General features: G+C 63.1%; 11 protein-coding genes. 10 read left to right on the top strand and 1 reads right to left on the bottom strand.

The features are described 5' to 3' along the window. The first annotated feature begins 2 nt into the window (after positions 1–2). The 3 genes from K3U93_RS16460 to K3U93_RS16450 all read left to right on the top strand — a co-directional run bounded on the left by K3U93_RS16460 (position 3) and on the right by K3U93_RS16450 (position 2,179). Positions 3–851: an amidohydrolase family protein gene (locus K3U93_RS16460; RefSeq protein ID WP_083010494.1), complete on the top strand. Its 849-nt coding sequence runs from the start codon at positions 3–5 to the stop codon at positions 849–851. Between the two features lie 88 nt (positions 852–939). Next, positions 940–1,335: a RidA family protein gene (locus tag K3U93_RS16455; RefSeq protein ID WP_083010495.1), complete on the top strand. Its 396-nt coding sequence runs from the start codon at positions 940–942 to the stop codon at positions 1,333–1,335. A 64-nt stretch (positions 1,336–1,399) separates the two neighbouring features. Then, complete coding sequence (locus K3U93_RS16450; RefSeq protein ID WP_230981337.1) at positions 1,400–2,179, top strand: enoyl-CoA hydratase-related protein; 780 nt, start codon at positions 1,400–1,402, stop codon at positions 2,177–2,179. 105 nt (positions 2,180–2,284) lie between these two features. Here the strand turns inward: K3U93_RS16450 and K3U93_RS16445 are convergent, their stop codons facing one another. Next, entirely contained in the window at positions 2,285–2,602 is a 318-nt protein-coding gene (locus K3U93_RS16445) for a carboxymuconolactone decarboxylase family protein (protein WP_083010597.1), read from the bottom strand. Between the two features lie 427 nt (positions 2,603–3,029). Between K3U93_RS16445 and K3U93_RS16440 the strand changes: the two genes are divergently transcribed. The 7 genes from K3U93_RS16440 to ribB all read left to right on the top strand — a co-directional run bounded on the left by K3U93_RS16440 (position 3,030) and on the right by ribB (position 12,229). Next, on the top strand, positions 3,030–3,689 hold the full coding sequence (locus K3U93_RS16440) for a TetR/AcrR family transcriptional regulator (RefSeq protein WP_230981336.1): 660 nt from the start codon (positions 3,030–3,032) through the stop codon (positions 3,687–3,689). A 241-nt stretch (positions 3,690–3,930) separates the two neighbouring features. Next, on the top strand, positions 3,931–5,010 hold the full coding sequence (locus tag K3U93_RS16435) for an LLM class flavin-dependent oxidoreductase (RefSeq protein WP_083010498.1): 1,080 nt from the start codon (positions 3,931–3,933) through the stop codon (positions 5,008–5,010). 163 nt (positions 5,011–5,173) lie between these two features. Next, positions 5,174–6,610: an aldehyde dehydrogenase family protein gene (locus K3U93_RS16430; protein ID WP_277622363.1), complete on the top strand. Its 1,437-nt coding sequence runs from the start codon at positions 5,174–5,176 to the stop codon at positions 6,608–6,610. 3 nt (positions 6,611–6,613) lie between these two features. After that, positions 6,614–8,137: a GMC family oxidoreductase gene (locus K3U93_RS16425; RefSeq protein ID WP_083010500.1), complete on the top strand. Its 1,524-nt coding sequence runs from the start codon at positions 6,614–6,616 to the stop codon at positions 8,135–8,137. Positions 8,138–8,253: 116 nt separating this feature from the next. After that, a complete protein-coding gene (locus tag K3U93_RS16420; protein ID WP_083010501.1) occupies positions 8,254–9,384 on the top strand; it encodes an LLM class flavin-dependent oxidoreductase in 1,131 nt (376 codons plus the stop codon). A gap of 60 nt (positions 9,385–9,444) precedes the next feature. Next, a complete protein-coding gene (locus K3U93_RS16415) occupies positions 9,445–10,911 on the top strand; it encodes an aldehyde dehydrogenase family protein (RefSeq protein ID WP_083010502.1) in 1,467 nt (488 codons plus the stop codon). Positions 10,912–10,969: 58 nt separating this feature from the next. After that, positions 10,970–12,229: a 3,4-dihydroxy-2-butanone-4-phosphate synthase gene (ribB, locus tag K3U93_RS16410; protein ID WP_083010503.1), complete on the top strand. Its 1,260-nt coding sequence runs from the start codon at positions 10,970–10,972 to the stop codon at positions 12,227–12,229. The last annotated feature ends 127 nt before the right edge of the window (positions 12,230–12,356 follow it).

The following is a 12,356-nucleotide window of genomic DNA, read 5'->3' as shown; positions in this document are numbered from 1 at the left end:
CAATGCCGGAAAGGCCGTTCACCGACTGGCATACCCACATCTACCAACCCGAGCATCTTGGCCCGGTGTGGACGGATTGCGGCACCGAACTCGTGGGCCGGCCGGGCTTCGGTCAAGCCGACCTCACTGAGCACGCCCGAGTGATGACGGCCTGCGGTGTTGAACGATTCCTGTTCTTGGGCTTGCAGATCGCGCGGATCGACATGTTCGTGCCCAACGACTATGTCGGAGAGTACCTGGCAGCCAATCGCCACCGCGCCCTCGGGGTCGGCAGCGTCGATCCGACCCAACCGGGCGCGGCCCAAGAGTTGCGACGCGCGGTCGTCGAATACGGCTTGCACGGGGTGAAACTGTCACCGCCCTACCAGGGCTTCCATCCGCATTCGGACGAAGCCTATGAGGTTTACCGTGCCGCCGCTGATCTCGGGATATTCCTCATGTTTCACCAGGCAAGCGTCTTTGCGCCCAACGGCTGCAACGAATTCGCCTACCCCACCTTGCTCGACAAGGTAGCCCGAGAATTCCGGGACACCAACATCTTGGTCGCGCACTTCGGTAAGCCATGGATGAACGAGACCGTCGAACTGATGATGAAGAATCGCAACGTGTTCGCCGATGTCTCGACGCTGCCGATCAAGACCTGGCAGATGTACAACGGGCTCCGTCTGGCGATCGAAGGTCACGTCACCGATCGGCTGGTCTTCGGCTCGGACTTCCCCTCCTTTAATCCACGCGAGGCCGCCGACGATTTTCTCGCCATCGCAGATCTTGAGATGCCGCTGCCGATTCCACGGGAGATCGTCGAGGAGATCCTCTACGACCGTCCCTTCGACATCATTCTCAAGCAGTGACGACCGACATGCGCTCTCGGCCGGAAACGATGTGCGGGCCAACGCGCTCCGCCGTGACCACCACACGATATGTCTCTTGGAGGGGCCAATGATCGATTACCTGAACCCGATTGAGATCGGCGATTACACCGCCGCCGGATTGTCATCGGGCACCGCCACCGAGGTCTTCGTCTATGCCGCCGGGCTGGCCATGGATCCCGAGACCATGCGCCGCCGCGAGGATGCCGCATCGATCGCCGATGAGACACGGATTTGCCTCGAGAACATCTGCACGATCCTCGCCGAGGCGGGTCTGGGCTTGCGCGACATCGTCAAGACCACGTGTTACGTGCGCGACGAGGCGTACCGGTTCGAGTTCATCGACGCCTACAAGAAAGCTTTCGGCGACGGACCCTATCCCGCGCGCAACAGTTTCGTGCTGGGCATTGCGTCGGACTTGAGAGTTCAGATCGAGGCGATCGCCGTGCGCCCCGAATTCGCTTAACAGCGCGCAAGGTACGCGGCAGTGGCATGCCATTCGCGAGGAGGAGAATGTCGAGGTGGCTGGCGTGACTGAGTGCACCAAGGCTCGAATTGAATACCGCGACAACGGCATCCGCATCTTGGTCCTCGATGACCCCGGGAAGCGCAATGCCATCGGCCCCGACATGCGCCAGGATTTGCTTTGTGCGGCCGACACGCTGGCCGCTGATGCCGACGCGCGGTGCCTTGTTGTCACAGGTGCCGGTTCGTCCTTTTGCGCGGGCGCCGACCTGATGGCGATCTTCGGCGCCGACGACGCCACGCCGTCGGCGCTGCGCGACCGCCAGATTTCGTATTACGACAGCTTCTTGTGGTTGCGGCGTCTCGCTTATCCCACCGTCGCGGCCGTCAACGGGTACGCGATCGGAGCTGGGCTGAACCTCGCGCTGGCCTGTGACATAACGATCGCCGGGCCCGGCGCGCGGTTCGGCGCGACGTTTGCGAAGTTGGGGCTGCACCCGGGCGGGGGATGCACCTACTTTTTGACCCGAAAGCTGGGGAAGAGCCGCGCCTTACACACGCTGCTGCTCGGTCGAACCCTCGGTGGCGAGGAAGCCCACCAGCAGGGCTTGGCCGATTATTACGCCGAGGATCCGCTCTCCGAGGCTTTCGCGTTCGCGGCCGCCGTCGCAGACCTGCAGCCGTCGCTTGCCCGAGACATCAAGCAGGCCGTCAATCTCGCCGGTGAACACTCCTTCGACGTGACGATGGGGTTTGAAGCCTGGGCACAAGCAGCCAGCTCCTATAACGCCGGCGTGCAAGAGGCCATCCGCGCTGCTGGCCGCAGCACCGTGTCGCGTGACTGAGGCGGATGACTGTGCCGCTCTGAGGTTTTGAATCGATCGGCCGGATCGCACATCGGCATGGGTTTCACCGCCGCGGCGTCCGTCTCGCCGCCGTCTAGCCGCGTCTTATGTCTCGGCGATCTCCCTTACGATGCCGATTGCCGACATCGCGGCGGGCCAGCCGGCGTAAAAGGCCAGATGAGTGACGACCTCGATGAGCTCCTCGACGGTGACGCCGTTTTCGATGGCTCGATTGAGGTGGAAACGTAGCTGATCAGCGCGTCCCAGCGCGATCAATGCCGCCACGGTGACGAGGCTGCGGTCCCGAGTCGCCAAGTCTGGGCGGTTCCAGATATCCCCGAACAGCGTTTCGTCGGTCAGTTCGACCAATTTGGGCGCGAACGAGCCCAACGCGCTGCGGGCAGGGCCGGGGGTCGCAGTCATGATCACTCCTTGCGGGTTGAATAACGAGGGGACGTGTTGACGAACCGAGACCGCCGGACGGCGAAGCGGCAGTGCGGACGCACGGACACGATTGCCCGCCAGGCTATCTCACGAGAAACATGGTTACAGAACGCATTTGACATGCTAACAAGTCCGGAGTCCACGCTGCAGAGCCGTCCCCCGGCCCGTTCGCCGCACCGGCCGACATTGCCGCGTGCTGAGAGCGAGATGCCTAAACCCTGCCAACCCGACCTTGCCGGGACTGAAAGCCCGACCGGCTAACATGCCGACTGGTAGGAATAAAAGTGTAAAGTCACAGCGCGGGCAGGAGGCGCTGGGCAAGTACCGAAACACTCCGATGCAATTCGGAGGACTCGCAGCGACCCCGACGTAAGTTGGAGTTCGACAAAGTGAGAGAGGGATCGCCGTGACGCTTACGAGCAGCAGGGCAAGGACGCCAGGCCGCCGGACCCGCGACCCCGAAGGCGCCCGACGCGCCTTCCTGGCCAGTGCGGTGCAACTGTTTGAGCAAAACGGCTACGCGGCGACCTCCGTTCAAAGCATCGTCGAGGCCGCCGGAATGACCAAGGGCGCCTTCTACCACCACTTCGACAGCAAAGAAGACCTTCTTTGTCGGGTGCACGACGAGTTCATCAACTACCAGCTTGGCCGCGCCCGCAACGTCATGGCAGACCAAACTCAAAGCTGTGATCAGTTGCTGCGGCGACTGATCATTGAGGCGTTGCTGGAACCGATGTCGATTTACAAATCCGAGATCACCGTCTTCATGCAGGAACGCCGATTCTTGTCGGGCGAGGTCTTTGCGGAGGTCCAGCACAAGCGCGATGAGTTCGAGCGCTTCTTCGTCGAAGTGGTCGAGCGCGGCATGGACGAAGGCGTCTTCCGCAAACTCGGGCCGCCGCGGCTCGTGGCCTTCGGAATTATCGGTACGGGGGCGTGGAGCCATGTCTGGCTGGACATCTCCGGTCCGGTGTCGCTTCACGACATCGGCGTTATGTTCGCCGACATGCTGCTCGGCGGCCTCGTGGAGTCGACGACGAATCCTAGCGCCACGGCAAAGCCTTAGTCGGACCGCGCACCGACGCGGCCAAGGCCAGGTCATCACCCCGCGGCCGGTCATTCGTGGGTGCAAAAAGCGACCAGCCGCCCGAAGTCGTTGCCAACGTTCCGCCGGCGGCAGCACCAAAGCCTCCATCGTCTTGACCGGCTCCCGTGGCTATTGTAAATTCTCGATCAATGCGGTGCATACCGGCCGGTCAGTATGTAAGGTTCTAGGCACACATAGGTCTCCCCGAGAAAGGCTCCCGATGGAATTCGGCATCTTCATTCCCAGCGCCCGCAACGGCTACATCGTCTCCAAGTCTGCCCCGCAGTACTCGCCGACCTACTCCCATATGCGCGAGATCATGCAGACCGGTGAGCGGAACGGTTTCTCGTTCGGGCTCTCGCTCTCAACTTGGCGTGGGCACGGTGGCCCGACCCGCTTCTGGGATGACTCCCTGGAGTCGGTGACGCAGATGGCGGCCCTGGCCAGGGATACGACAACCATCAGGCTCATCGGCTCGGTGCACACCCTCTTGGTCCATCCGGCGCATGCGGCGAAAATGGCGCTGACGCTCGATTCCATCAGTGATGGGCGCTTCTCGCTGAACATCGTGCCAGGCGGCTGGCACCCCTATGAGCTTGAGGTGCTGCGAATCTGGCCCGGCGACGACTATCACCACTACCGCTGGGAATACGCGGGCGAGTACTGTCAGGTGATCCGCGACCTCTGGGAGAAGGGCGTGACCAACTTCGAGGGTAAGTACTTCCAGTACAACGACTTGCGGCTGGGCCCCACGCAGTCCCATCACATGAATTTGGTGTGCGCTGGAACGTCCGATGACGCCATCAGATTCACCACGAAGTACGCCGACTACGCGTTCCGGCTGGCCTGGGGCGGCCCGGATGCCCTGCGGGGGATCGTCGATAAATTCAACGCCCAGATGGACGAAGCCGGGCGGACGATCAAGCCCTACGTCGCGTTGGGTGTCGTGGTGGACGACACCGATGAGAAGGCCGAGGCCAAGCTGCAAAACTACATCGAGAACGCGGACATGGAGGCGATCAACTACATGCTCGGCGGGGCCGCGATGGACACGGGGGAGGGAAGCACCGGTGCGCTGCTCGCCAGCCTGGACACGAAGGGCGCCGTGCAGATGTCGACCGACTTCATCACCGGGTCGCCGGAGAGCATCGCCCGTCAGCTCGACGAATGGGCGGAGATCGATGTCGCCGGCTACATGCTGGTCTTGACCGACTACGTCGAGGACATCAAGCGGTTGGGCCGAGAGGTGTTCCCGCGCATGAAGAACTTCACCGCGCCTACCGTGCTCGCACCAGTCTGACAAGTCTCGGCCCCCGGGTCGTCGGGAATCACGACGACCCGGGGCCGTTCCCATACTGGTGACCTATCGGACTTCCCCGCCGTGGGAAAGGAAAAATATGTCCTCTCCGTCTACTTCGTCGGTTTCCGAAGACCTGCGAGCACGGATTCAGATGGCTCACAAGATGCTGATCGGTGGCGACTGGGTGCACGGAGCTACGGGGCAGACCATTCCTATCGAGGATCCCTCAACGGGACAAACTATCGCCGCCGTTCCGGCAGGTAAAGCCGAGGATGTTGACCGCGCAGTTCGTGCCGCGCGCAACGCTTTTGGCGGTGCATGGAGTGAGTTCACCCCGCAGCAGCGTGGCCAAATGCTTTACCGGCTCGCCGACTTGGTCGAGCAACACGCGGACGAACTAGCGAAGATCGAATCCCTGGATGCGGGCATGCCGATCGGCGAGGCGCGCTACGTCGATGTGGCCTTTTCCCTCGACATACTGCGCTACTACGCGGGATGGCCCACCAAGATCACCGGCGACACCATTCCGGTGTCGTTTCCGACCAATTTCGGCGGCCCGTACCACGCCTACACTCTTCGCCAGCCCCTGGGCGTGGTCGGGTGCATCACTCCGTGGAATCTGCCGCTGATGATGGTGGTCAAAAAAGTCGCGCCGGCACTCGCCACGGGCAACACCGTCGTCGTCAAGCCCGCCGAGCAGACCCCGTTGTCGAGCGCCCGCCTAGGCGAGCTGATCCTCGAAGCCGGCTTTCCGGCAGGGGTTTTCAACATCGTCACCGGATATGGCGAGAGCGTCGGCGCCGCGCTTGCCGCACATCACGACGTCGACAAGATCACCTTCACCGGCTCGGGCCCGACCGGTAAGGCAATCATCAAAGCTGCTAGCGGCAATCTCAAAAGGGTTTCGCTCGAACTCGGAGGAAAGTCGCCGAACATCATCTTCGCCGACGCCAACCTCGACAAAGCCATACCCGCATCGGCGCTGGCGATCTTCGCCTGCCAGGGCGAAAGTTGCGTCGCCGGCTCGCGGCTGTACGCGCACCGGTCGGTATTCCAGGAGGTTGTGGACGGGCTCGCCGAACGGGCCCGCAGCATCCGGCTCGGACCGGGCCTGGACGCGCAGACCGAGATGGGTCCACTGATCTCGGCCGAGCACCGCCGGAAGGTGATGTCATACGTCGACCTGGGCCGCAGCGAGGGGGTCGATGTCGTCGCGGGCGGAAAGGCTTGGGGCGAACGGGGTTACTTCGTTGAGCCCACCGTCATCGTCGGCGCCGCGCGCGATTCGCGGATCAATCAGGAGGAGATCTTCGGCCCGGTCCTCAGCATCGTGCCGTTCGACACCGACGACGAGGCACTCGCGCTCGCCAACGACACGCCATACGGTCTCGGCGCGGGCGTGTGGACGCGTGATGTCGGCCGCGCGCATCGGTTCGCCGCGAACATCGGATCCGGCCAGGTGTGGGTCAACTGCTATCAGGCCGTCGATGCCGCCTTGCCGTTCGGCGGGTACAAGCAGTCGGGCTGGGGACGCGAGACCTGCAAGGAGAATCTCGAAGAGTATCTCGAACTCAAGACAGTCGTCGTGGACTTGGCGTAAGCCATGGCCGTTTATGACTTCATCGTTGTCGGGGGCGGCAGCGCCGGATGCGTCGTCGCTGCCCGATTAACGGAAGACCCGGATATCTCGGTGTTGTTGCTCGAAGCGGGCGGTTCCGAGCAGCGACAGGACGTCGAAATGGCCGGCGCGTGGCCGACTTTGATGGGTTCCGACGTTGACTGGGGCTACGCCACGGCCCGGCAGGCCGTGCTGGGCCGCCCGGTGGACGCGCCCCGCGGGAAGGTTCTCGGGGGCTCGGGGTCGATCAACGTGATGGCGCACCTGCGCGGGGATCGCTCTGACTTCGATGGGTGGGCGGCTGACGGCGCCGCCGGGTGGGACTACGAGTCGGTGCTGCCGTACTTCAAACGCTGTGAGGATGTCGTCGACGGAGACCCCCGGTACCGCGGTCGGGGCGGTCCCCTCAGGCCGCGGCCGATCGAGTCACCCCACCCCCTATCGCTGGCCCATGTTGAGGCCGCGCGACAGGCGGGACACTGCACACCTGCAGACCTCAACGGTCCGTATCTCCTTGGCGCCGCCTGCCACGACCTGCTCATCGAAAGTGGCCGTCGGCAAAGTTCGGCGACCGCGTATCTGCGCCCGGCGATGCACCGACCCAATCTGACGGTCCGCACACACGCCATCGCGCACCGCCTCGTCGTCAACGCAGGACGCTGCTGTGGCGTCGAGTACGACTGGGACGGCAGATCGTCGGTGGACTCGGCCAGCGGCGAGGTCATCCTGTGCGCCGGCTCGGTGGACTCGGTCCGGCTCCTGTTGCAGTCGGGGATCGGTCCGGCCGGAGACCTTGCGGCGCATGGTGTCACGCCCGTGGTGGACGCCCCGGAAGTGGGAAACAACCTGCAGGATCACATCCTGCTCGCCGGCGTGCGCATGCACGCCGACCGTGCCCTGCCACCGCCGAGCGGAAATTACGCCGAGGCCACCCTGTTCACGAAAACCCGCCCATCCCAGCCACAACCCGAGCTGCAGGTGCTTCAGGTGCAGATCGACTACCACACCGCGTGGCAGCAGCCCGCCGACAACAGTTTCACCTTCGGAGTCGGGCACATGCGGCCCCGCAGCCGAGGCAGCGTGAGGATGGGGCCGGGCGGACCCGGCGCGCCGCCGGTGATCGATCCGGGCTATCTGACCGAGCCTTACGATCTCGAACAGTTGATTGCCGGGATCGAAGCGGTGGACAAGCTTGCCACGACGGGCGCGTTCGACGAATGGGGCGGTGCCTGCGACTCCGCCGCGTTCCTGCAGCTCGACCGTCCCGAGTTAGAGAAGGCGATCTACGCCGGAGTGAGCAGTTACTACCATCTGTCCGGCACCTGCCGTATGGGCAGTGACGCAACGGCCGTCGTCGATCCGCAGCTGAGGGTGCAGGGTATCGCCGGGTTGCGGATTGCGGACGCATCGGTGATGCCGACCATCGTCTCGTGCAACACGAACGCGGCGACCCTGATGATCGGTGAGAAAGCGGCCGACCTGGTGCGTGGGATCGCGACGGCCGCCTAGCCACTGCCGGCGGCGAAAAGCGGCCGCAGCCAACCGATTGCCGCGACGCGCTGCGTCCCCTAGACTATATTCCAACCGGTCGGTATGGAACGGAACGATGGCGCGAAGGAGCGGGAATGCACACTGGCATGACGCTAGTGTTCCAGAACCTCGACAGAAAGCTGTCTGACCGGCAGACCTACCTTCACGAGTTACAACTTGCCGTGGAAGCGGAGGGCGCCGGATTCGACTCGGTGTGGACTCCCGAACACCATTTCACCGACTACGGCATGACTCCGGACGTGCCGCAGTTCCTGTCATGGCTGGCGGCAAAAACGTCGCGCGTGCGGTTGGGCACGATGGTGTCGGTGCTGCCGTGGCAAGATCCCGTCCGTACCGCCGAAAAGTTCATCCTGCTGGACCACCTGTCCGAGGGGCGCGCAGTGCTGGGCATCGGTCGCGGCTTGGGCCGGGTCGAATTTGAGGGTTTCAGGATTGAGATGGGCCGGTCCCGTCAGCTCTTCGGGGAGTATGCCGAGGCGGTTCTCAACGGCCTCGAGTCCGGTGTGATCGAGTACGACGGCCCTCTGTACAAGCAGCCGGCGGTAGAGCTGCGCCCCGCACCGTACGCGTCGTTTCGACACCGCACCTTCGCGTCAGCAGTTTCGCCGCACTCCTTCGACCTGATGGCGAAGCTGGGGATCGGCGTGATGGTGATCGCCCAAAAGCCATGGGAGAAAGCACAAGCCGAGATTCGCAGCTATCGCGCGCGCTACCGCGAAATCAATGGCAAAGAACCTGCCAAACCTATTCTTTGTGTTTTCGTGGCCGTCGGAAAGACCGAGGGCGAGGCCCAGACCATGCGTGATCTCTACATCAGGAGGTACGCCGAGTCCACTGTCGCGCATTACGAGTTCGACAACGTGGGTTTCGCGGAGATCGAAGGCTACGAGTACTACGCCGGCCTGAACCGCAACATCGAGAAACACGGTGTCGACGGCTTTTGTGACTTCCTCGCCGACTTGCAAGTCTGGGGAACGCCGGACCAGGTTGTGGCCCGGATCCTCGACTACGTCGAGCGCCTTGACGCGGGCGCGGTTCTGCTTGCTCCCGCGTTCGGCGGAATGCCGCCGCATGCCTCGACGCGTAACTTCGAGTTATTGGCCGCCGAGGTATTGCCGCACCTGAAGGCCCACGACGTGGGTGGTGATCTTGGCACAGCACACGTTGCGGAGATCCTTGAGCCAGACGTCGGGGCCGGCGTCTAGCCCCGCCGTCTCCCGCAACCCGAACTTGTACAACACATTTAGCGAGAAAAGAGGGATGAGATGACAGCCAGCGAGCTAGGCCTTACTGCCGCCAATCTAATCGACGGAAAGTGGACACAAGGGTCCGGATCTGCGGACATTGCCGTATTCAATCCGGCCACGGGGAATCAGATCACCGAAGTTCGTCCAGCGACCATCGACGACGCGGAGGCCGCGGTCGCGGCGGCGTCTCGCGCCTTCATCGGCTGGAGTTCGCGTCCCCTCAACGACAGGGTGCGATACCTCTACAAGATGAGGGAGCTACTGGCGGTAAACCTTGAATCGCTGGCCCGCACGATCACCATCGACCAGGGCAAGACGCTGGAGGAGGCGCGCGGCGAGGTTGCGCGCGCCCTGGATTTCCTCGAGACCGCGATCGCGGCACCGATGCTCTATCACAGCCAAAGCATCAACATCACCACCGGATTGGACGCCCGACGCGTTCGTGAGCCACTCGGGGTTTGCGTCGCCGTCACGCCGTCGAATTTCCCCGTCATGAATACGGTGCAGTTCTCCGCGTGGGCGCTCGTCACCGGCAACACGTTGGTCATCAAGGCATCCGAGCAGGACCCGGTCGCATCGAGCAACGCGATCCGGCTACTGCACCAGGCAGGCCTGCCCGACGGTGTGCTTAGCCTGGTCCATGGCCGCGCAGACATCGTCAAGCACCTGATTTCTCATCCGTCCGTGAGGGCGGTGTCCTGCATCACTTCCTCGCCAACGGCGCGTGCGATCTATGCAACGGCCGCGGCGGCCGGCAAGCGGGTGCAGGCCAACGGCGGCGCCAAGAACCCCATCGTTGTGGCTTCCGACGCTGATCTGGACAAAGCGGCAACGGGCATCATTTCGTCCGCATACGGCATGGCCGGCCAGCGCTGTCTAGCGGGCAGCCGGCTGGTAGTCCTCAGCGATATCTACGACGACTTGATGGAGCGTGTCGTCAACCGCGCCAACGAGCTGGTGGTAGGCAGCGGCCTGGATGACGGTGTCTCCATGGGACCAGTCGTGAGCGCGGGCAGCAAGGGGCGCATCCTTCGCGCACTCGAGGACGCCCAAAAGCTCGGCGCGACATTCGTTTTAGACGGCCGCAACGTCAAGCCGTCGGGTGGGGCCGAGACCGAGAACGGCTACTTCGTCGGGCCGACGCTCGTCGACAACCTGGACCCGACGCATGAGGTCGAGCGTCAGGAACTGTTTGGCCCTGTGGTTGTCGCGCATCGTGTCACGACCCTGGATGCGGCGATCGCACTGTCTAACGACACCGAATTTGGCAATGCGGCAAGCATTTACACGACATCGGGTGCGGTCGCGGCGGAGTTCGAGCGACGTGTTCGGACCGGCAATGTCGGGATTAATGCCTTCCCGGCCCCGCCGGCCAACGTCACGATGGGCGGCTATGGCTTGTCCTTCTACGGCGACTCCCACGTGTGTGGTGACGCGCCTTTGGACTTTTTCACCGATCACAAGTTGGTGGTGACTCGGTGGTGAGGCAATGCCGCGCCCCGGTCGAAGATCAGTAGCGAAACCCTAACGCGGGAGCGTCTCGATGAGTGGCAAGGTCCGGCTGGATAGCGTCGAAAGGGCGATTAGTGACATCGCCGCGGGCAGGGCAGTTGTCGTCGTCGACGACGAGGACCGCGAGAACGAGGGCGACATCATCTTCGCCGCGGAAAAGGCAACGCCAGGGCTAATGGCTTTCACCATAAGACATTCCAGCGGCGTGATCTGTGTGCCGATGTTGGGCGAAATGCTTGATCGTCTGAGCATTCCGCTGATGACGGCACAGAATCAGGACCGGATGCGCACGGCTTACACGGTGTCGGTAGATGCGCGCGACGGTGTCACAACGGGGATTTCGGCCGCGGATCGGGCGCGCACCGCGCGGGTACTGGCCGACCCGAGCAGCCAATCGTGGCAGCTGAATCGGCCTGGCCACGTTTTCCCGCTCCGCTATTGCGGCGGTGGCGTATTGGTTCGACGCGGTCATACCGAAGCAGCGGTCGACCTAGCCAGGCTGGCCGCATTGAGTCCCACCGGTGTGCTCGTGGAGATCGTCAACGAAGACGGCACCCTCAAACGAAGCCCGCAACTGCGGCAATTCGCCGACAGGCACGGCCTGGCGATGATCTCTATAGAGGCTCTGGTCCGATACCGGCGCCGCCATGAAGTTCTTGTCGAGCGGGCCGCGGTGACCCGGTTGCCGACCACGAGGGGCAACTTCACCGCCTATGGCTATCGCGTGCCCGTCGACAGAACTGAACACGTTGCTTTTGTGTATGGGGACATCTCCGGCGCGCAGCCGGTATTGACCCGGGTGCATTCGGAGTGCCTGCTGGGCGAGGTGTTTGGTTCTCGTCGTTGCGACTGCGGCTACCAACTCGACGAGGCGATGCAGAGGATTGTCCGCGAGGGACGCGGGGTGCTGGTCTACTTGCGGAAGCATGCGGGTCGAGGTGCTGGCCTAGTCTCGAAACTGCAGGCGTACAACCTGCAGGATGCTGGCGGCGATCCTGTCGATGTCAACCATAATGTCGCGTCGCCTATTGACACCGGCGACTACTATTCGGCGGCGCAGATAATAGCCGACCTGGGCGTCAAGTCCGTGCGGCTAATGACCAACAATCCAAACAAGATAGCTTGCCTGAACGAGGTCGGAATCCATGTCGCCGAAAGCATTTCGCTGAGATGTCCGCTGAAATGTCAGCATGCCAACCACCTGGTCCCAGCGCTCACATTTGGCCAGGATCTGCCGGACCTCGGCGGCCTCGACCGTGCGCGGGTCGGCAAGGTGGCCGCCACCTCGTGAGCGAGGATCCGCCTGACCCGCGTAGGCGAACGATTCTGTCGCCGGCAAGCGCGCTGGCTTCATCGGCATAGGCGGAGTGTTCCAAGGCGACTGCATCAGGGTTTCGCACTCTACATTCGCTGATTGC

The organism is Mycobacterium malmoense, from assembly GCF_019645855.1.
GTDB classification, from domain to species: Bacteria; Actinomycetota; Actinomycetes; order Mycobacteriales; family Mycobacteriaceae; genus Mycobacterium; species Mycobacterium malmoense.
Note: the sequence above shows the minus strand (reverse complement) of the source record. Positions and strands in the feature narration are given on the sequence as shown.

Excerpts from the sequence above, each read along its gene's own strand:
- K3U93_RS16415 (WP_083010502.1), top strand. The coding sequence starts at position 9,445 with ATGACAGCCAGCGAGCTAGGCCTTACTGCCGCCAATCTAATCGACGGA.
- K3U93_RS16430 (WP_277622363.1), top strand. The coding sequence starts at position 5,174 with ATGCTGATCGGTGGCGACTGGGTGCACGGAGCTACGGGGCAGACCATT.
- K3U93_RS16425 (WP_083010500.1), top strand. The coding sequence starts at position 6,614 with ATGGCCGTTTATGACTTCATCGTTGTCGGGGGCGGCAGCGCCGGATGC.
- K3U93_RS16460 (WP_083010494.1), top strand. The coding sequence starts at position 3 with ATGCCGGAAAGGCCGTTCACCGACTGGCATACCCACATCTACCAACCC.
- K3U93_RS16455 (WP_083010495.1), top strand. The coding sequence starts at position 940 with ATGATCGATTACCTGAACCCGATTGAGATCGGCGATTACACCGCCGCC.
- ribB (WP_083010503.1), top strand. The coding sequence starts at position 10,970 with ATGAGTGGCAAGGTCCGGCTGGATAGCGTCGAAAGGGCGATTAGTGAC.
- K3U93_RS16435 (WP_083010498.1), top strand. The coding sequence starts at position 3,931 with ATGGAATTCGGCATCTTCATTCCCAGCGCCCGCAACGGCTACATCGTC.
- K3U93_RS16420 (WP_083010501.1), top strand. The coding sequence starts at position 8,254 with ATGCACACTGGCATGACGCTAGTGTTCCAGAACCTCGACAGAAAGCTG.
- K3U93_RS16445 (WP_083010597.1), bottom strand. The coding sequence starts at position 2,602 with ATGACTGCGACCCCCGGCCCTGCCCGCAGCGCGTTGGGCTCGTTCGCG.